Source organism: Hyphomicrobium sp. MC8b (genome assembly GCF_905067615.1).
GTDB lineage: Bacteria > Pseudomonadota > Alphaproteobacteria > Rhizobiales > Hyphomicrobiaceae > Hyphomicrobium_B.
The window spans coordinates 1422591-1440969 of record NZ_LR898465.1 but is presented as its reverse complement, the minus strand read 5'-3'; the positions used below and the strand labels follow the sequence as shown (position 1 = coordinate 1440969).

The 18379-nt window shown below is 61.4% G+C and carries 14 protein-coding genes and 1 tRNA gene; 4 read left to right on the top strand and 11 right to left on the bottom strand.

All coding sequences use genetic code 11. The features are described from left to right. Window positions 1–29: 29 nt before the first annotated feature. The 6 genes from ACLB1Z_RS06980 to ACLB1Z_RS06955 all read right to left on the bottom strand — a co-directional run bounded on the left by ACLB1Z_RS06980 (window position 30) and on the right by ACLB1Z_RS06955 (window position 10944). Entirely contained in the window at window positions 30–2246 is a 2217-nt protein-coding gene (locus tag ACLB1Z_RS06980) for a hypothetical protein (protein WP_409562645.1), read from the bottom strand. Beyond that, window positions 2243–2524, bottom strand: coding sequence for a hypothetical protein (locus ACLB1Z_RS06975; RefSeq protein WP_409562644.1), 282 nt, complete (start codon window positions 2522–2524; stop codon window positions 2243–2245). Before ACLB1Z_RS06975 ends, ACLB1Z_RS06980 begins: the two co-directional genes overlap by 4 nt. 212 nt (window positions 2525–2736) lie before the next feature. Beyond that, complete coding sequence (locus tag ACLB1Z_RS06970; RefSeq protein WP_409562643.1) at window positions 2737–4986, bottom strand: hypothetical protein; 2250 nt, start codon at window positions 4984–4986, stop codon at window positions 2737–2739. A 93-nt stretch (window positions 4987–5079) separates the two neighbouring features. Next, a complete protein-coding gene (locus tag ACLB1Z_RS06965; RefSeq protein ID WP_409562642.1) occupies window positions 5080–6444 on the bottom strand; it encodes a DUF1566 domain-containing protein in 1365 nt (454 codons plus the stop codon). A 285-nt stretch (window positions 6445–6729) separates the two neighbouring features. Next, window positions 6730–8274 carry a hypothetical protein gene (locus tag ACLB1Z_RS06960; protein WP_409562641.1) on the bottom strand — a complete coding sequence of 515 codons (1545 nt, stop codon included), beginning with the start codon at window positions 8272–8274 and terminating at the stop codon, window positions 6730–6732. Between the two features lie 159 nt (window positions 8275–8433). Beyond that, the gene (locus ACLB1Z_RS06955; protein WP_409562640.1) at window positions 8434–10944 is read right to left on the bottom strand and encodes an RCC1 domain-containing protein; all 2511 of its coding nucleotides are present in this window, start codon (window positions 10942–10944) and stop codon (window positions 8434–8436) included. A 453-nt stretch (window positions 10945–11397) separates the two neighbouring features. Between ACLB1Z_RS06955 and ACLB1Z_RS06950 the strand changes: the two genes are divergently transcribed. Further along, window positions 11398–12342 (top strand): hypothetical protein, encoded by a 945-nt coding sequence (locus ACLB1Z_RS06950; RefSeq protein ID WP_409562639.1) that lies wholly within the window; start codon window positions 11398–11400, stop codon window positions 12340–12342. A gap of 566 nt (window positions 12343–12908) precedes the next feature. After that, entirely contained in the window at window positions 12909–13220 is a 312-nt protein-coding gene (locus tag ACLB1Z_RS06945; RefSeq protein WP_409562638.1) for a hypothetical protein, read from the top strand. Here the strand turns inward: ACLB1Z_RS06945 and ACLB1Z_RS06940 are convergent. Continuing rightward, window positions 13217–14548 (bottom strand): tyrosine-type recombinase/integrase, encoded by a 1332-nt coding sequence (locus ACLB1Z_RS06940; RefSeq protein ID WP_409562637.1) that lies wholly within the window; start codon window positions 14546–14548, stop codon window positions 13217–13219. The genes ACLB1Z_RS06945 and ACLB1Z_RS06940 overlap by 4 nt on opposite strands. Before the next feature lie 133 nt (window positions 14549–14681). Next, a tRNA-Ser gene (locus ACLB1Z_RS06935) sits at window positions 14682–14774 on the bottom strand. A gap of 158 nt (window positions 14775–14932) precedes the next feature. On the opposite strand from ACLB1Z_RS06935, the gene ACLB1Z_RS06930 reads away from it, so the two are divergent. Next, the gene (locus ACLB1Z_RS06930) at window positions 14933–15571 is read left to right on the top strand and encodes a hypothetical protein (protein ID WP_409562636.1); all 639 of its coding nucleotides are present in this window, start codon (window positions 14933–14935) and stop codon (window positions 15569–15571) included. 41 nt (window positions 15572–15612) lie between these two features. Here ACLB1Z_RS06930 and ACLB1Z_RS06925 read toward each other — a convergent pair whose 3' ends face one another. Beyond that, complete coding sequence (locus ACLB1Z_RS06925) at window positions 15613–15885, bottom strand: sel1 repeat family protein (protein WP_013946786.1); 273 nt, start codon at window positions 15883–15885, stop codon at window positions 15613–15615. Window positions 15886–16308: 423 nt separating this feature from the next. Between ACLB1Z_RS06925 and ACLB1Z_RS06920 the strand changes: the two genes are divergently transcribed. Continuing rightward, window positions 16309–16581 (top strand): hypothetical protein, encoded by a 273-nt coding sequence (locus tag ACLB1Z_RS06920; RefSeq protein WP_409562635.1) that lies wholly within the window; start codon window positions 16309–16311, stop codon window positions 16579–16581. 37 nt (window positions 16582–16618) lie between these two features. Here ACLB1Z_RS06920 and ACLB1Z_RS06915 read toward each other — a convergent pair whose 3' ends face one another. Both ACLB1Z_RS06915 and ACLB1Z_RS06910 read right to left on the bottom strand, forming a co-directional pair. Then, window positions 16619–17263 (bottom strand): glutathione S-transferase N-terminal domain-containing protein, encoded by a 645-nt coding sequence (locus ACLB1Z_RS06915; protein ID WP_409562634.1) that lies wholly within the window; start codon window positions 17261–17263, stop codon window positions 16619–16621. 8 nt (window positions 17264–17271) lie between these two features. Then, window positions 17272–18240: a quinone oxidoreductase family protein gene (locus tag ACLB1Z_RS06910; RefSeq protein WP_409562633.1), complete on the bottom strand. Its 969-nt coding sequence runs from the start codon at window positions 18238–18240 to the stop codon at window positions 17272–17274. Window positions 18241–18379: the final 139 nt, after the last annotated feature.

Here is an 18379-nt window from a genome sequence, read left to right as displayed (position 1 = left end):
AGCTCGATCGAAGTCATATTCCCGCGTCTTCAATCCAGCCACGTAACCCGCACGCGTCCATCGCCGCCGACATTCGCGCAGTTCGCGCCCGCAGCGCCCGCGCCGGCCGTGAAGCCGCCGCCGGTTGCGCCCGCGCCGCCCGCGCCCGCCGTGCCGCTGGTGCCGTTCGTGACCGTGCCGCCAAAACCGGTGCCGCGCACGCCGACTGCGCCGTTGTTCGAAGCGCCCGTGCCGCCGCCCGCACCGCCGGACGTCGACGTGCCGCCTGCGCCGGAACCCGCGTTGCCGCCGCCGCCGCCATAGGTGGACGAACCGCCGTTGCCGTTGACCGCGCCACCGCCGCCGCCGAAACCCGGCGCGGCAACGTTTGCCGCGGCGACACCGACAGCAGCGCCTGCCGTGCCGTTATACGCGCCGCCCGCGCCGTTCGCCCCGGCGCTGCAGCTGCTCTGGCCGCCCGCGCCGACATAGATATTCAGCGACTCGCCGCTCGTTACAGCGACATTGTTTGCGATCACATAGCCGCCGCCGCCGCCGCCGTTATCCGTGCCGGCCGCCGCGCCCGATCCGCCGCCGCCGCCGCCGCCCGCCGCGAGAACCGTTCCGCCGCGCGCAACGCCCGAACCGCCGCCGCCGCCGCCGGAACGGCGATCGGTGATAGCCGTCGCGCCGAACCCGCCGCCGCCGCCCGCGCCCCATGCCTCGATCGTCGCTTTGGTGCAGCCGCTCGGAACGCTCGTCGTCGTCGTGCCGGTGGCAATAAAGTTATCGGCGGGCGCCGTGCAGGGAATATCGGTTCTGACCGTCCATACGTCGCTCGCCGTCCCGACCGTGATGCTGGCGCTGACATCAGTATCCATGCTCGACGAGCTGGTAAGGCGGAGCTGGAGATACTGGTTGCCGAGCATCGGCGTCGGCAGCGACGTCCAGTCCTGGACGACCGATGAGCACGAGATGTTCGAGCACACGCGGTATTGTGGGTTGCCGCTGCCGGTGATCGAGACGTTGGCGACGGAAAGGCTGCTGATCTTCAGGATGCTCGATGCCGTGACTGTCGACGTATTTGGCGTCTGCGCCGTGGTGAAATCGAAGCTTGCGGGAATATTGTCGCCATACCCCGACGACGAGCAGAGAGCAAAGCCCTTCGGGCTATCGTCTTGGCCCCCCGTGAATACATATCCGTTCTTGATAAAATAACTTCCGGTGTACTGGCCCCCTGTTGGCAGGTTGCCTTTATAAATGAAACTGGAACCGTCAAAGGTGTAAATAAGGGTTCTGCCCCAGCTCGCAGCGTAAAGATAGCCGCCGCTGCCGGCCAGGCTGCCGACACCGTCCCGTATTACCTGGTCCCGTAAGGCAATCCGGCTGAAACTGGAGCCGTCGTACGAGAGCGCGGAGAGGCCGCCGCCGAGCGTATAGATGTACGTTCCGTCGCCGTATATTCCATAGACGCCGCCGGAGCCCGGGACCGGAAAGCTGATCCCGGCAGTCAAACTGCTGCCGTCGAAAGTCGCGGTTCTGATCCTCCCGGGCGAGCCCGTTTCGCCGAAAAACAGCGTGCTGCCATTGCCCCATACATACTTGACCTGCCGTCCCGAAGTGGCGGCGAGCGTGGATACCAGGGTCCAGTTCGGATCGCTGAATGTCAGGGCGCGCAATCCGTTTGCATTGCCCGCGACGAAAATCGGGGTGCCGCTTGTGCCGTTGCTCCAGATCGATGAGCCGCCCCCGATATCGAGGCTGCCCTTCACCGCGAAGCTTGTGCCGTCGAATGTCAGCGCCCGGATGAAATTGCCGTCCAGCACATAGATATACGAATTGTCGCCCCAGACATAATTGACGTTCGATACCCCAACAGCGCTCGTATCCGCGAGGGTACCGTTCGCGTTGGTATCCCAGTTGACCCAATCCCAGTTTCCCGCGTTGAGGGCGGTGCCTGAGGCCGCAAAAACATAAGTGCCGTCGCTCCAGATCGTCCCGCTGCTCCAACCGGCTGTGGTAGGCCCGTAATCGATCAGCGGGCATTCCGGCCCGATACCGGAATTGCCGCCGCCGCTTTTCAGCACCATCACCTTCCACTCCGTGCCCGCGCAGTACTGCACGACGTTATGATTGGCGTTGAAAACGATTGCGCCTGGCGGCCGCGTTTCACCGATCGACAGCAGATCGCAGTCCGCAAACGCGGGGCCTCCTGCCAGCACGACCGCGAGAACCATTCCCGCTATCAGCCGGCGCGCGCCCTTCACGGCGCGCCTTTCCCCGGCTTAACCGGCACGATTGCGGGGTCACGAATGACGGGAAGCACAAAAGAATTCTCCGACGATACCTTGCCGGGAACGTGAAATCCCTCCGCATCCAAACGCGCGGCCAACTTCCCATCGATAAGAAACCGAATTTCACCAGCCTCGTCGTCCTCGACGATCTGCACCCGATCAACTGCAGCCGCGCGCCGCCCGGTTTCCTCTGCTTCCACCCTCGGAACCAAGCCGATACAAAGCGCCACTACCAAAAAAACATAACGCATAAAACCCTTCTTTCCAGCGCAATAGAATTCCAATCACCAATCATTAACAATTCTAAGGCGCAAATCCCTAATAATCCATTATTTTGTTGTTTTTCATATGCTTATATCCCCGCACGGATCGCCGCTTTATCCCCGTTTTATCGACCTTAATTCCGCTCGGCAATTATTGCCTCCCGCAAAAAAAGCTCGATCGAAGTCATATTCCCACGTCTTCAATCCAGCCACGTAACCCGCACGCGTCCATCGCCGCCGACGTTTGCACAATTCGCGCCCGCAGCGCCCGCGCCGGCCGTGAAGCCGCCGCCGGTTGCGCCCGCGCCGCCTGCGCCCGCCGTGCCGTTGACGCCGTTCGTGACCGTGCCGCCAAAACCGGTGCCGCGCACGCCGACTGCGCCGTTGTTCGAAGCGCCCGTGCCGCCGCCCGCACCGCCGGACGTCGACGTGCCGCCCGCGCCGGAACCCGCGTTGCCGCCGCCGCCGCCATAGGTTGAATTGCCGCCGTTGCCGTTGACCGCGCCGCCGCCGCCGCCGAAACCCGGCGCGGCAACGTTTGCCGCGGCGACACCGACAGCAGCGCCTGCCGTGCCGTTATACGCGCCGCCCGCGCCGTTCGCCCCGGCGCTGCAGCTGCTCTGGCCGCCCGCGCCGACATAGATATTCAGCGACTCGCCGCTCGTTACAGCGACATTGTTTGCGATCACATAGCCGCCGCCGCCGCCGCCGTTATCCGTGCCGGCCGCCGCGCCCGATCCGCCGCCGCCGCCGCCGCCCGCCGCGAGAACCGTTCCGCCGCGCGCAACGCCCGAACCGCCGCCGCCGCCGCCGGAACGGCGATCGGTGATAGCCGTCGCGCCGAACCCGCCGCCGCCGCCCGCGCCCCATGCCTCGATCGTCGCCTTCGCGCAGCCCGACGGAACGCTTGTCGTCGTTGTGCCGACCGAAATAAAGTTATCGGCGGGCGCCGTGCACGGCTCGTCCGTCGTCACCGTCCACCCGGCATTGACGGTGCCGACGCTAACGGTGGCGGCCGTGCCGACGCCGTAGGAAGCCGCGCTCGTGACGCGCAGCTGAAGATACTGGTTGATGAATATATTCGAAGCCGAACCGCTCCAGTCGCGCAGCACCGCATTGCAGCCGGGGTCCAGGCAGATACGAAATTGCGGACTGCCGCTTCCGCTTATCGACACGGCGGTCGCGCCGCTGACCCCAGTGATCTGCACGATGGCGCTCGAGACAGCAGCCGAAAGCGAACCCGTCGTCTGGTTGGGAAATACCGGCGTCGCCGGGGTATTGTCGGTGCTCCCTGTCCCGCAAAACGGAAAGGCCTGCACCGCACCGAAGCCTTGAATGGCGTATAGATAATTGCCGTCGGATGTGATCCCCTCGACGCCGTTCCCGCCGCCGGGATACATGCCGACGATGCTCGCCACACCGTTCGCATATTCGTAAACGCGGATATCATTGTCCGAAATGTAAATATAATCGCCGGATACAACCGCTCTCACGCCACTATACGACAAAGACGCCGGGGTCAGATTCGTGAAACTCGTACCGTTGAAGGACAGAAGATAGCTCGGCGTCCAGTCTCCCAGCGCGGCAATTCTGCTGCCGTCCGCGTTTGAAGCTATGCGGACAGTCGGATTACTAAAAGTCGCCAGAGAGCTCCAGGCCGTGCCGTTGAAATTAAGCGCCCGCACCCCTGAAGCACCGTCAGCAACGAACACGTTCGTTCCGTCGCCCGCGAGCGCGTTCGCGACCCCCGGCGTATTGTACGTGTCCGCCGCGACCGGCACGCTCCACGCCGTCCCGTTGAACGTCATCGCGCGGACGCCGGTGGTGCCAAGCGCGAGATAGATGTACCCGCCCTGGGCCAAAATACCGCTGACCGTTACTCCGGCATTGTAAGCCGCGATACTCGTAAATGACGTGCCGTTGAAGCTCAGAGCGTAGACGCGCGTTCCCTCATCGGCGAGGTAGAGGTATGTGCCGTCGCTCCCGACGGTCCCTCCTGTTTGCGATCCCCCGGCGGGCAACATGAACTCCGCAGGACGATCGAGATCCGTTCCATCGAAAGTGAACGCGTAAATATCCGGTTCGCTCGTCGTCGTTTGCCCGCGCACGCCAAAAATAAAAGGGCCCGCCGGCAACGTAACCGCCAGGATATCCCAGCCGGCGGTGTTCTCGATGTCGTTCACCCCGATGGGATGCGAAGGGCGTAGACAGGTCGGGACTGAGAATGTCGACGGATCGGCCGCGGCCGGCTCCGCCGGCCCCGTCACCAGCACCTTCCACTGCGTATCGTCGCAGTAGAGCACATGGCCTGTTACCATCTCGCGAACCACCGCCCCCGGCGGCCGCAGCTCGCCGTTTTGGGTGAGCGTGCAGTCGGCGCGTGCCGCACTGAAGGTCGCCGCGAGCGCCGCCACGAAACAGAAAAATGCTAGAAAATACCCATGACGCATTAAAACCTTTCTTTCCACCGCAATCAAATCGTAAACGCAATAATCAAAACTCGAACCACCAACCGCAAACATTCGAAATACAGCCAGTACGCCTCACCGTCTCATACACCTCACCCGCAACGGTGCAGTCTTACCATTGCCGCTCTGGCCCCCACTGGCGAAATCCTGGATCGACGAAACGTTATTGTTATTTTCCGAAGACGACCAGTAAGAGAAGTCCTGAAAATTAGTTATGTTGCCTCCTGCTTCGATCATTTCATGCACACCCCACAAATAATACATCTCAAAACGCCCGGGCAGATACCAGTCGCTATGACCGCCCGTTCCTAAATCCTTGCAGAGTTTAAACGCCGGGAACGCCGTACTGTTCGGCACCTGATTGCTGTTCGCCCACCCGTCATAGGTTGAATCAGTGGCGATATCGTTCGTGCCGGCCGATGTTTTCCATGTGCTTGTCGTGCCTTGATCGGTGGTGGGAATAAACAACTGTTCCTGCGTAACCGGATGAAAGCCCGCAAACACCGTGCCGTCCGCGCAAAGCGCTCCGATAGTCGCACACCCCGCCGGCCCCGACAGCCCCCCCGCCAGCGTCCCGGTGACCCCTAAAATATTCACGCCGTCCGCTATATTCCCAGCAACGAGTTGAGGATCGCCACTGTCGCGATCCGCGTCCAGCGTACACGTCGCCGTAGCATCGTCTGTGCAGTCGGGCGCGCCGCCGCTGCCGAATCCTGCGGGCGTATAGACGATGACGATTCCGCCGGATCCCCCCATGCCCCCGTTTGCAGCGCCGCCGCCGCCGCCGCCGCCAAAAGACCCGCCGGCCCCTCCGACGGGCGCGCCTCCGAGCCCGCCGCCTCCGGCGCCATACAGCCCGCCGATTTCCGTTCCGTTTGTGCCGGGAGCAGATGCGTCAGCACCTGGTGAACCACTCGCACCCGCACCATTCGGGCCGCCCGCCCCACCGCCTTTGCCCCAATCGTTATTGCCGCCGCTCCCGCCGGGTATGCTGCCTGCGCCGCCTGTGCCACCGGCACCTCCGGCACCCCCATCACCATAGTTAAATGCGCGCTTGCCACCGATGGCGATCACGGCGTTTGAATTGAATGTTGTGTTGCCGCCGTCGGTCGCATCAGATGTGCCGCTAATTCCCCCGATGCCGCCAGCCCCGATGGAGTATGAAATATTGTCCCCGGGCGTTACGCTAAAATTGATAAGCTTGCGATATTCGCCACCGCCGCCACCGGCGCCGGCGTCACGCTCTCCGCCGCCACCGGCCCCAAAGATGTGAATCGTGTTGTTGGCGGAGTTCCAGTCAGCAGGCACGGTCCATGTCGTGCCGGTAGTAAGGACGCTGATCTGTTCTGCGGCTACACCGCTCGCCCCGCCATACCCCATCGCGATCCAGTCGTCGCCGTCGCAATATTGAAGAACGTGATAATCGTAGTTATAGACCATCACGCTTTCCGGCGCCGTCGGGCTCGAGCAACCCGCGCCGCCCGCGCCGGGATTCAGCTCGCCGATCGCGATCCAGTCCGAACCGTTGCAATACTGGAAAACATTCTCGTCCTGATTATAGACCATCACCGCTTCCGGCGCCGGCGGGTCAACACAATCCGCCGCGAAAGCGCCCGCGGACCAAATCGCCGCGAGACAACAAAACCAGACAATCCAAAAACGCCTTACGCTCATAACAATTATTCTTCTTCCGCTTTCACCAAACTAACCCAATACCTGAACTCCTCATCGCCTCATGCACCTCAGCCGAATAGCAGCGTTCTTCGCAGAGACGTGGTTGCCGTCGGGGAATCCCTGATACCGTACGGCGCCATTATCCTGCTCCGTAGACGTCCAATAATAATTCCCGTCCAGAAAATCGGTGACCTTGCCGCCCGCCACAAGCGCCGCTCGCGTAACCATTAAATGATACATCTCTAGCTGGCTCGGCACGTACCAATCGCTATGCCCGCCGGCCCTTAGATCCTTACATAATTTGAAAGCAGGGAACGTCGCGCTGTTCGCCACCTGATCGCTATTCACGCGCCCGTCGGTGACCGAATCCGTCGCGATATCGTTTGCGCCGGCTGACGTCTTCCACTGCATCGTCGTCCCTTGATTGGTCGACGGAATGAAAAGTTGAACCTGCGTGTGTGGATGCCGCCCCGCATACACCGTGCCGTCCCGGCACACACTCCCGATCGTCGTGCACCCGGCCTGTCCCGTCCCGGCGTCGCCGACATTTGCCGCAACGTCCTGCGGGCCACCGCTATCGCGCTCCGCATCGACACCGCACGCCCCGCCATTATCCTCCGTACAGCGAGCCGCGCCGCTACCCGCGCACTGCGATGTATAAAGCTGCCCACCGCTCGCTACCGCCGCGACCGTCCCTCCGTCCGCGGACACGACAATATCCGTCCAGACTCGGTCGAATTCTCTCGCAGACCAGGCCGACCCGCCGTCCCTCGAAAAATAAAGCTGCCCTGCCTGCCTTCCATCCACGGCTCCAACGCCTGCGACGATTGTCCCGCCGTCATCCGAAACGGCAATGCCGTTCCAATAGCGCGCGCCGCCTCCTGTCCGTGCCGTCCAGCTCACACCGCTATCGACTGAAGTATAAATGAACCCTCCATGATCCGTTGCAGCCAGCTTCGTGCCATCCGCTGAAGACGCAACGTACCGCCAATTCCGCTCACTCTCGGCCGCCCGCCATGTCACCCCGCTGTCTGACGATGTGTAAAGCCGTCCCCCGAAAACAGCCGCCGCGAGTTTTGTACCGTCAGCTGAAGACGTGACCGCGGCCCACTCGCGATTGCTCGCGCGCGCCTTCCAGGTAACACCGCTGTCGGCCGAGGTATAAAGCCGCCCGCTGTTAGCCACCGCCGCGACAAGCTTCGTCCCATCAGCGGACGAAGCAATGTCTGCCCATTTCCGCTTCGCGGCGCGCGCCGTCCATGTTGCACCGCTGTCTCCCGAGATATAGATCCGGCCTCCGTCATCAATCGCCGCGAGCTTCACCCCGTCTGAGGACGACGCAACATTCACCCACTGCCGGTTACTCTCGCGCGCCGACCAGCTCGCCCCGCTGTCCGCCGACGTATATATCCGTCCGCCGAAAGCCGCTGCAGCGAGCTTCCTGCCATCTGCCGATGACCCAAGCCCGCGCCAATCGCGTACGCTTTGGGTTGCCGTCCAGTTCTTAAAGCACGTCCCTCCCGACGCGAAAACGCGTCCGGGCGCGATAGCCGCCAAACAACAAAACAGGACAATATAAAAACGGCTTGCGCGCATCAAAAGTTTATTCCATTTGTGATATAAATGGGAAATTACCCAACAATTAATATTTTAATGCCACAATTAATAACAATCCATTACTTTATTGTTTTACATAGGCTTAGCGACCGTATTCGATATATTGCAACAATAAGATGCGCTTAGGCTCCGGCCATTTCACTGCCCCGCGTGAACCCATGCTCCGCCATTGCAATATTGAAGAACGTGAATATCGCCATTATAAAAAAGCGCTCCCGGCCCTCCGGCGGGGCCGCTGCACCAGACAGAAACAGGCTCTTCGCTTTGCTGCGCTCCACTGCCGAGCTGCCCCCGGGTTTTATGTCCCCAGCACCACGCCGCTCCCTCGTCGTCGAGACCGCAAGTGAATCCTTCCCGGCCTCCGCCCGCCGCCGAAACCGCAACGAAACTATGATCACCTGTAACCTCAACCGGCACATTGCTGCTCGTCGTCGTTCCATCGCCAAGCTGGCCATAGACATTGTCACCCCAACACCACATAGACTCGTCCGCGCGTAGCCCGCAGCCGTGCGCTCCGAGCGAGCTGTGCCCGACGATGCTGACATCCGTCCAGTCGCTGAACAGCGTCCCGGTTCCAGCCGTGCCGACACGCACAGGGATCGCGCTCGTCGCCGTCGCGCCGTTCCCAAGCGCCCCGAAAGCGCCATATCCCCAGCACCAAAGCGCGCTGTCCGTGGCGACCCCGCATACCGCGCTCCCGCCGCCGGACAACTTGCTAAATTGATGACCGCCGCTGACCGCCGCCGGCGCGCTGCTGTTCACCCCGATATTGTTGTTGCCGAGCTGGCCGTAGTTATTTTGCCCCCAGCACCAGGCGCTCCCATCGCTTTCAAGTCCGCAAACGGCCGTGCCTGACCCGGCGAGCGATGTGAACACATGCCCGCCCGTAACCGCGACATAGGCCCCAGTACTGTCGACCGTCGTACCGTCGCCGAGCTGGCCTGCCCCGTTCGTGCCTAGGCACCACGCGCTCCCGTCTGCCTTGAGACCGCACGACGGCTTATCGCTTCCCTCACCCCCCGCGATCGACGTGAAAGTTTGCCCGTATGAACGGTCGGCCGGCACCCATCCCCAGCACCAGGTCTTGCCCGTATTGTCCAGCCCGCAGCCGCGCCGCATACCCGGGTTCGCGTCGAGAGCCGTAAAAACATGACCTCCCACCACCTGCGCCGGGCTGTAGAACGCGCTACCGTCTGACTGCCCCGCGCCACCTACGGCATTGTCACCCCAGCACCACGCTTCCCCGTTTATCTTCAGAGCGCATGTCGTATAGGTCTGCGACACGAGGCTCGTGAACACATGACCGCCGGCAACAGCCACAGGTTCGATTTCCCAACCCACGGCATTCGTACCGAGCTGCCCGGCCTCATTAGCGCCCCAGCAGCGCACGGCACCTTTATCCGTCACACCGCACACGAAGTTACCGTCGGTATCGACGTCCGTGAAATTGCTCCCCGCCTGCGCCAGCACGGGAGCATTCGCATTGATGGTCGTACCGTCTCCGAGCTGGCCGTAGCCGTTATCTCCCCAGCACCAGACTTCACCGCCGCTGTCGAGCCCGCAACCGCCGTTCCATCCGGCACTTACTGCGGCGAACACATGGCTACCTGATACCGCGAGCGGCAAATTCCCACCCGGAGCCGGACCGTTGCCGACTTTCCCGGAAGCATCGTAACCCCAGCAATAGCCTGCGCCCGTGGTGGTAACACCGCAGGTATGCTGCTGGCCGGACTTCAGCGCTTGCCAACTCTGCCCGATCCCCGCGGCCACCGGCACGCTGCTATTCGTATTCGTTCCGTCGCCGAAATTGCCGTCATTGCCGCGTCCCCAGCACCACGCGCTGCCGTCGGCTTTAATCCCGCAATTTGCCGCCCAATACATCGCATGCTGGGCAAGACTGACAAATACATGCCCCCCGGAAACCGCCACGGGCACGGCGCTGTTCGTGCCCGGTCCGGACGTGCCATTGCCGAGCTGTCCGTAGTCATTTGCTCCCCAGCACCAAGCGGCCCCGGCGCTGTCAAGCAGACAACTCCCCGTCACGATATCGATCACCGTGTGGTCGCCCGCTACAGCGGTCGGCGTATTGCGGACGTTGTTTGTGGTGCCATCACCGACTTGCCCGTGCCCGTTCGCACCCCAGCACCAGCCTTTGCCCGCATCGTCAATCGCGCAAGCGCCTTCATGCGAAACAGAAAGCTTCACGAATATGTGGTCGCCGGAGACTTTCACCGGCACCGGATTGTCGGTAGCAGGCCCGGATGAGCCGTTGCCAAGCTGCCCCGCATTGTTCTTGCCCCAGCACCACGCCTCGCCCGTAGCGTTCAGCGCGCACGCAAAACTCTCCCCGAGATCGACGCTGACAAAGTTGCCGCCCTCCACACCCTCTCGGCCCATCGCAACCCAGTTCTCGCCATCGCAATACTGCGGAACGCGAACATCTCCATTATATATCACGCGCCCGGCGATGCCGGGCGGATCAACGCAGCCGCCATCACCCGCTCCCGGATTCGATGGCCCGAGCGCAACCCAATCTGTTCCCGTGCACACCTGCAGAACGTTATAGTCCGCGTTAAAAACGATAGCGCCTTCCAAAAGATCGGGATCCGTGCAATCCGCTCGCACAACCGGCGCGGCGCACAATGTCACGAAAAAAACAACGACTCTCAGAACCCTGTAAATGCCTACGCCGAAATGCACAAATTCCCCTATTCACTTCCAACGAAAAAATCCCATATCAAAATACCATGAATTATAATTCCGCAATCAACAGCGGTACATTGCTTTCTTGTTTTACATAGCAATACAAAACTTATCCGACAGAACGCCGATCCTCCCCTCCATTTTGCGCGCGCCATCGAATAACCGAATCCTGCTTGCGGATAACTTTTCAGCTTTCAATTGACCGATCATCCGCCGCTCGGGCACGATTCAGATATGACGAATCTCCCGGATAAAATCATAACCGCGCGCCTTCCCGCGCAGCGTTTGCCGCCCGCGCCCGCAAAGACCGCGCAATATGATTTATTCGCGACGTTTTTCGGAAATCCCCGCGATCTTTCCAATACGATCGAGCTATGGGATGCCATTCCCAAATATTCCGTGACGCCGCGTATTCAATCGCAAATGCGCGATAAAAGCGGACGCCTTCCCGTCTATAAGCGCGTCTTTGAATATCACCCCGCGCCGAAAGCCGATAACCCGACCTTCTCCTGCACGATCAAGCTGCAGCCCGCCAGCATCGAAACCGAATCCGGCTATGTCGACTTCTACCCCAGCGCCGACGAGGAAATCGTCGAGGAAGTCATCAAGAAAATCTTCTCCGATCATGCCTACGGCATCCACGACGCCGCCAAGGGCGAGAGCTGGGTCAGGTTCACCCTGCACGCCATCCGCAAGGAGCTCGCGAGCCGCGGCAAGACGCGCTCGATACCCGAAATCAAACGCTCGCTCGAAATCCTCTCCAAGACCGTTCTCGACGTGTCGATCGAAGGCAACAACCGCCGCAAGACCGTCTACACCAACCCGATCCTCAACGATCTCACGCGCGTTACCCGTTCCGATTATCTCGACGACCCGAACGCCATGTGGGCCGCGCGCCTGCCGGGCCTGGTCAGCGTCAGCGTCAACAACCTCTCCTACCGCCAGTTCAACTACGGCGTCCTCATGTCCTTATCCTCGCAGCTCGCCCGCTGGCTGCATAAGCGCATGAGCCACGAATACACCAACGCTTCTCTTATGCACCCCTACAAGATGCTCTTCTCGACCATCCAGCGCGACAGCGGCCTCCTCCACCACGCACGCCCTTCCTCCAATATCGACACAGTCCAGCGCGCGCTCGACGAGCTCGCCGAGTCCAAGGTTCTTCTCAGCTATACCGCCGACAAGCGCCACAACGGCCGCGCCATCGCCGACGTCCTCTACACCCTCACCCCTCATCCCGATTTCGTCACCGGCATCAAAGCCGCCAATGCCCGCGCCAGCGACGCGCGCGGCAAGCTCGCCGCCCCCGCCCCGCTGCTCGAGCGCGCCGACACGCCCCGGTAGGCAGACGGTGCAATACCCCGGTATTCACCTGAATGCGATGGTAGGCGGGCGATGCAATACCCCCGATTCTCAAGGAGGCGCACGGTGCTCAAACAGGTAGGCGCACGCTGCAGATACCGTTTTCGCCGCCTGCGATACCCCCCGTCTCCCCTGTCAAGCCCGGTAGGCGGACGGTGCAGCGCTTCGCTTTTGCAGTAGGCGCGCGGTGCAACCGCGCTATTTGCCCCGCCTACAGCTGCCATCACCCGGTAGGCGCACGCTGCAATAGGGGCCGACCTGGTAGGCGCAAGCTGCAACGCACTCGCCGCGACTCGCCGCATTCAGGCGATTCCCGCCGTTTTTGCCCTCCCCTATCCTTTTCCTTCTTTCATCCTTTCTTCCTTCCCTTTTTTTGTTTTCCCGATTCCAGCCGCAGACTCTTGCCGAGCCGTTACCGCTTGCCTTCACCTGCCAAAGGGGCTTGCCGGGGCGCGCCTGTGGCTGCCGCTGCGCCTAGGCCGCACGCATGGCGCTTCTGGCCAGACAATGACCAGCACAAACGCCTGCGCCTGCGCCATATCATCCGTATGAAACGCCCGGCCGCACATCCTGTCATTATCCCTGCACCCCGCGACCGCGCCCGCGAGGAGCACATCGCCCGCATCGAGCGGGCCCTCGTCCTCGCGGCTTACATCGTTCTGCGCCACGGCGACGTCTACGCCCCCTACATCAACCGCCTCGAAAAAGAACTCGCTGCCGCGCGCGCCGACGATCCCGCCGCGCGCGCCCGCCGCATTCTCGAAGATCATGCGAAACCCATCGCCGCAGCGCCGCCGCAGCGCGGCTCCGGAACAGCCCGTCCGGCGCTTGCGCCGCCCCGCCAGGGCCCCCGCGCCTAAATCCTGCGCGGCGCCTTGAACGCGATCTTCAAAAGCCATTCCCGCTTCTGCGCCAGCGAAGGTCCCTCGCCATAGAGCGGACGATACCATTTATGCCCCATCAGCGACGCCGTCACCTTCTCCGGCGCTTCCACCGCCGTCAGCCGGTCCTCGAACGTGTGCCGCAGCGAATAAAGCGACTGCCCGTCCTCGCCGCGAAGCCCTCTTGCCGTCATCGCCTGGTTCACCAGCGCCGATAGCGAATCCGCCTTGTCCCGATAGCGCGGGAACCCGTCCGGCTGCGCCCGCATGGCCTTGAGCGCCACGCCCACCAGCGGAATATCCCGCTCCGACTGCTCCGTCTTCATCTCCCGCTCGTCGGCGCGCACCCGGACGTGCGGCACCGGATCATTCAGCCTGATCGTCTTCGCATTCAGATTGCACGCTTCCGACAGCCGCAGCCCGGTCTCGACCACGAGATAAATGACCCGGCGCGCTTCCTCGTTCAGCTCATCGAACATCCCCTCAGCGAGGACCCGCTTCTGCACGAGCGCCGGCGCGAACGCCACACGCCGCTTCTTCACGCCGCCGGGGATTCGCAGCCTTGCAAATATCGGCGGCAGGTCCAGCTGCAGGTAATCGCTGATCGTCCGGTACATGCTGCTCACCCGGCCGATATATTTGTTCGCCGTCTCGATCTCGATTCCCCCGGCGAGGATCTTGCCTTCCCAGAACGACCGCAACGTCAGCGCGTCGGCGCGCGTCAACTCCGCCAGCACCTTGTCCTCTCCCAGCGCCTCGATAAAGCGCGCCTGCGCGCTCTGCCGCTCGACCGTCCACTTCTTCCGCTGCCGTTCCGATTTCTTCTTGATCGAGACCGCCATGATGCGCTCGAACTCCGCCGCCATGCCGCTCACCATCAGCTTTGGCTTCTTCACGCCGCCCAGCACCGCCGCGACATGGTCCGCATCGTCCGCCTTGTCCTTGCGCCGCAGCGTCTCGAACCGCTTCAGCACGTTATCCAGCGGCAGCTGGCTTCCCGCCTCCTCCGCCTCCACGTATAAAAACCCCATACCCTGCGCCGCCGCCCGCACCCGCGCATAGCGCTCTTCGACGGCCACGTTCCGCCCCGCCTTGCTCAGCTCCCAAAAACGCTGCAGCTCGGCATCGAGCTTTTCAACAACGCCGCGCGCCCGGTGACCGCGCGGATCGTCCGCGAGCCTGATCCCCGTCGCGACATACACCGTGCCCCGCTTGTCGACCGCCTCGAACTCAAGCGGCACCCGCCGCGACAGATACCAGTACCCCCTCCTGCGGAGCGGTCTTGCGTCCTCGCGTCGACGCCCCATGGCGGAACTCCTTCAGCTTGCCAGCGCCCGATATGTCAGACCATTCGTCAGACACCAAAGCCTATCACGAACCCTTGTTTGCACAAGAATTATCGCAATTGCTGGGCTTTCGGAGCGTTTATTTTGCGAGCGTTGGCGGAGACGGAGGGATTCGAACCCTCGATACGCCTTTAAAGCGTATGACGATTTAGCAAACCGTTGCCTTCAGCCACTCGGCCACGTCTCCCCAAATCAATGGGCAATGGCCCCCTATAGAGGGCACGCCACGGCAATGCAAGACGCGTTGGATGAAGCAGCAAAAGGATACGGCCTTGTCTGGCTACTGCCGCAAAGTCGTCCTAGTCTCTTGGGAGCAATATTGCTCCATCGAAACGGGTACTGGCTGTGAATTATCGGCCATATTTTCTGACGGGCATGGCCCTCCTGGCGCTTTCAGCCGCAGCATCGGCGGGGGCGACGGAACTCTGCGTCAAATGCACCGGCCCCGACGCGAACTACGCTTGCGTTGTAGGCAACACTTCGAACCCGACACTCGACACCGTATCGAAATTCTATTGCATCACGAGCCTCGCTAAAGCTGGCTCGCATGCAAGTTGCGCGATCGATCGTAACGTGACTGCGCCCTGCCCTGGCGAGCGCCGGAACTTGCCGATTCCGGCTTTCCTCAATGGCGGCGACGATGGCGCTCCACCGGGCGACGTTCCCGCAGCGAAGCAGGATCACTCCAGCTTACAGACCCAAGACGCAGCCGCTACCCCGCCGGTCGCCCCGGATGGCGCCGCAGGCGTACCGCCCAAGCCGCCTGTAGAGGAAGCGCCCGCCCAGGAAGCGCCGCCGAAGACGGTGCAGGAAATGGTGGAAAAAAGCGGCCTGTCGGCGAGCAACGGCCTCAGCCAGACACAAAAAACTGCTGGCGAAGCCGCAAAATCCGCAAGCACGGCGCTCGAAAAAGCTGGCTCTGCCGTCGGCGGCGCCGCCAAGAGCTCGTGGAAATGCCTCTCGTCGTTTTTCTCAAAGTGCTGAAGCCGATCATAGTGGCTGCGCACGGCGCCCGTGAAATGGCCTCAGTGCACTGAAGCCAACCACTCGCGCGCCAACCGCTGCGCCCGCATGATCTCGGCCTTGCTCATGTCGCCAGCAAGTTCCGACCGATAGCGCTTTGCATCGTCGTTGCCGCGGATCGCTGCGATGTTGAACCACTTATGAGCCTGAACGAGATCGATCACTCCGTCACGTCCCGAGCAATAGCTGAGACCGAGTTCGAAAAGAGCGTCCGACTGCTCACCTTGAGCGGCGTACTCCGCAGTCTGGCGGAACAACACGTCCACACGTGCCATAACTGAATACTCCTAAACCTGACCGCCCAAACGGACTTGATGTCGAAGCACGGCCTGTTACGTGCGCCTTCAAATCGCTGACATAAGGCGCAATCGAACAATCTCAGTCCTTGGATGAAATCTCGTAAAAACCCGCACAAAATTACTGTAAATGCCGGGTAAACTTGCTTTATTTCGAGTTATGCGCCGTCACGCGGTGACCCATTTTTTCCACAACATTACGGTCGGTGACAGGGCGTTAAGCCGGGTTGCCATCATTTGCTAACCATGCTTGAAAAAAGCCCTCTGACGGCCGGTTACGCGAACGGGGCGCAACGGCGTTCAGATGGGGTTCAGCGAAATGCTGGTAACCATAATAACCGGGCCGTAACCGTGCCCGGACAGCAGGAGGGTTCAAGCTGCCAGGCGGCTTGATGAGGGATAATGGATCACGCGATGGTCTGCCGCGTGCTGGCGGCGACAGCATTGTTGGCGCTCGCGGGTTGCGCCCAGGAAGGCGCGCGCCCGTCTTATCTCGGCCTGTCGGATCTTGCCGGGAACAGCCCTACTTTGAAGCAGCCGTCGCCCTCGACCGGCGACGTGCCGGATATCCTTCGTCACGTTCAATCGAACAAAGTCCTCGGGGCCATGGCGTTCCAACGCATGACGGGCCGGACAGTCGATCCTGACAGCCTCGTCCGCGGCGACAGCGAGTAAAAAGCTCGCAGTAACAGGCCATCTGAACTGACGAGATTTAGGGCTTCTTGACTGCAAGACCTTTGATCACCGCCGGCCGTGCCTCGATATCGGCGATCCACCGCGCAAGGTTCGCAAACTTGCTGATGTCCTGGTCGAGTGTCTTCCAGTTGTGCATCCATGGAAAACACGCGATGTCGGCGATCGAATACTCGCCCGCGAGATACGGCCTATCGGCGAGCCGTTTGTTCATCACCGAAAACAGCCGCTCGACCTCTTTCTGATAGCGATTGATCGCGTAAGGAATTTTCTCCGGGGCGTAGTGGGCAAAGTGATTGTATTGTCCCGCCATCGGACTAAGACCGCCAACCTGCCAGAACAGCCATTCGTCCACGTCCGCCTTGACGCGCTCGTTCGCGGGATAAAACGCATCGAACTTGCGCGCGAGGTGACGCAGGATGGCGCCCGATTCAAAAATCGCGAGCGGATTGCCGTCCGGTCCATCGGGATCGACGATGGCCGGAATCTTGTTGTTCGGCGAAATAGCGAGAAACCCCGGCTCGAACTGCTCGCCCTTGGTCAGATCGACAAACCGCACGTCATACGGCACGCCGAGTTCTTCGAGCATAATCGAAATTTTATATCCATTCGGCGTCGTCCAGAAATAGAGAATGATCGGCTCGTCTTCGAGATCGTCCAGCATCTTCCTCCTCAGGGAACGAGAATGACCGAGCCCGTCGTTCTTCGAGCCTCAAGATCGCGATGAGCATCGGCAGCACGAGCGAGCGGATATCGATGGTTGATCGAGATCCGAATTTTTCCGCTCAGCACCATCTCGAATACGTCTGCGGCGTTTTCTTCCAAATCCTGAGTTGTCGCCGTATAGGCTAAAATCGACGGTCGCGTGGCGAACAGCGAACCTTTAAGCGCCGTGAGCTCAAAAGGGGGTACCGGTCCCGACGCATTGCCGAACGAGGCCCACAAGCCTCTCGGCCTGAGGCAATCGAGTGATCGCGGGAACGTATCCTTGCCGATGGAATCGTAAACGACGTCGCATCCCTTTCCCGCCGTTAACTCTCGAACGCGCTCGACGAAGTCTTCGCGGGCGGTGTTGATCACGTGCGTACAGCCGTTTTCGCGGGCCAGTTCCGCTTTCTCATCGCTGCCCACCGTGCCGATCATCGTCGCGCCGAGCGATCGAACCCATTGGCAGGCGATGAGGCCGACGCCTCCTGCCGCAGCGTGAAACAACAGTGTCGTGCTTGCATCGACCCGATAGACGTCGCGCAGCAGGCAACGTACCGTCATCCCTCGAAGCAGCATCCCCGCTGCCGTCTCGTAGTCGATCCCGTCCGGAATTTTGACGAGGCGGTCGGCCCGCACGGTGCGCACCTCCGCGTAGCCGCCGATCGCCCCCGCATAGGCGACACGATCGCCGACCTTCAATCGCGCCACTTCGGGCCCCAAGGCGATCACCTCGCCCGCGCCTTCCGAGCCGATCGTCATCGGATATTCAGGAAGCTTGTAGAGACCACTCCGATGATAGATATCGATGAAATTGACGCCGATGGCGTGCTGACGAAGAAGCACCTCGCCTCGTCCCGGGACCGGCATTGCGACTTCTTCGTAAACAAGAGCCTCGGGACCTCCGATAGAATGCACGCGGACCGAATGTGGCATCGAATGTTCCTTCCGATCGAACTTGTGGACCAAGTGATGCCGTTTCACAGCGAATCCCGCTAGTGGCTTGGCAAGGGTCACATCTTAGACTGCCCTCTGCCACGAGCCTGCCACGCTGACTTTCTACCCGCAGGGGGCA